General features: G+C 74.9%; 2 protein-coding genes. Both read right to left on the reverse strand.

Going from position 1 to position 1,858, the window contains the following annotated elements; translation table 11 throughout:
• Positions 1 to 951, reverse strand: a 951-nt coding sequence (locus tag HMPREF1138_RS00320) for a type II secretion system F family protein (RefSeq protein WP_009055128.1), incomplete at its 3' end; no start/stop codon positions are given.
• A partial coding sequence (locus HMPREF1138_RS00325) for a TadA family conjugal transfer-associated ATPase (RefSeq protein ID WP_009055126.1) occupies positions 948 to 1,858 on the reverse strand: 911 nt, incomplete at its 5' end. The genes HMPREF1138_RS00325 and HMPREF1138_RS00320, both read right to left, overlap by 4 nt.

Consider the following 1,858-nt stretch of genomic DNA (forward strand, 5'->3'; position numbering starts at 1 on the left):
CGCGCGCGGAATGGAAGCGCCGCACGCGAGCGCGGAGGCGACGAGGTCGCATGCGAGGGCACCGTCGGCGGACACCGCACCGCTCCCCGTGGGCGGCCCGGATGCCTCGGAGCGTCGGCAGCGCTCCAGGATTCTGCGACACGAGGCGATGCCCGCACCCCACGCGGCCACGCCGACCGCGGCACAGACGCTGCCCGGCCCGCCTCCCGTGTAGAAAGCCCAGGGTGACGCCCCGAGCGCCAGGGCAGCCCCCACCCCGACGAGCGGGAGGGCCGCGAGGACGCGCGCGGACATGAGCGGTCCGGCGGAGGCGACGCGACGTGCTTCTTCCACGGCTTGGGCGTCGTCGATCGCGTCCCCGATGGCGTCGAGGACGTCGGCCAGGGGCGCGCCGAGGCCGCTGCTGAATCGACAGGCCACGATGACGGAGGCTGCGCCGACACGCGCGGCCGCTTCCCCCGGCGAATTCCCGCCCGCCAGCATCGCGCGCCACCGCGTCGGCCGCGTCGCCCACTCGTCGAGGATGGGCGGGTAGGCGGCGTCGACGCCGCCCGAGTCTGTGGCTCCGATCCTGTCCATCGCGTGCGCCCAGGCAGCCGACGTGGGGGCTCCCGCACGGAGCCTGGTGGTCACCTCGGCGACGAGGAGGGCGAGCTCGCGCACCTGCGGCGGCCCCTGGGCGCGCCCCCGGTGGCGACCCGACCCCTCCCACCACCGCATCGGGCTCGACGGTCCGGGAGGAGCAACTCCTCCACGGGGAGGCGTTGGGACCGAGCCCGCCCAGGCGCGCACGATGCGGCGCTCTCGCCTCCCGCGCACGACAGACGCGACGCACCCGACCAGCAGGCACGTCCCGCAGGCCGCGAGCGCGAGGCCGACGGCGAGCCACGCCAGGCGCTGGATTCCCGCTCCGGCAGCCACGTCAACGCCCCCGAGGAAACCCGCCGTCATAGCCCGGCCCTCCCGGCGAGGGTTGCCCAGGCCTGATGCTCGGTGACGCTCCCATCCGCGTCGACGCTGAGCGCTGGCTCGCACGACAGGGCGCCGTGTTCGCGCGTGATGACGCCGACCTCGGCCACCCATCGGTGCCCGGATGCGTCTCGGCGCATGTGGAGGACGGCGTCAAGGGCGCTGGCGGCTTGCGCAGCGAGCGCTGCCTCGCTCATGCCCGCGAGCGCGCCGAGGGCCGCGAGCCGCGCGGGGACGTCGCGCGCGCTGTTGGCGTGGAGGGTCGCCCATCCGCCGTCGTGCCCGGTGTTGAGGGCGGTGAGGACGTCGCGTACTTCGGGCCCGCGGCATTCCCCGAGGATGAGTCGGTCGGGGCGCATGCGCATGGCCGCTCGCACGAGGTCGGTCAGGGTGACGGCGCCTCGTCCTTCGACGTTGGGGGCGCGCTCGATGAGGTGGACGCAGTGGGGGTGGGCTGGGGCTATTTCGGGAACTTCTTCGATACAGACGATGCGTTCGCTGTCGGGTACGAGGGCGAGGGCGGCGCTCAGGAGCGTCGTCTTGCCGGAGCCGGTCGCCCCGGAGACGAGGACGTTGGCACGGGCGGCGATGAGGGCGCGCACGAGGGCGCCCACGGGTGGGGGCAGCGTACCGCGCTCCTCGAGGTCGGCGACCCCGAGGCGCCGGGTCCCGAGCACGCGCAGGGAGAGGAGGGTCCCGGACCCTGAGATGGGCGCGAGGACCGCGTGTACTCGCACTCCGCCGGGGAGTGTCCCGTCGGCGATGGGGCTCGCGTCGTCGAGTCGGACCCCGCACGCGCTCGCCATGCGGATGGCGCACGTGCGGGCCTCCGCCTCGCAGTTGATGCCGACGTCCGCGCGCACGAGGCCGGAGCCGCGCTCGACCCACG

Source organism: Actinomyces sp. ICM58 (assembly GCF_000283035.1).
GTDB lineage: Bacteria > Actinomycetota > Actinomycetes > Actinomycetales > Actinomycetaceae > Pauljensenia.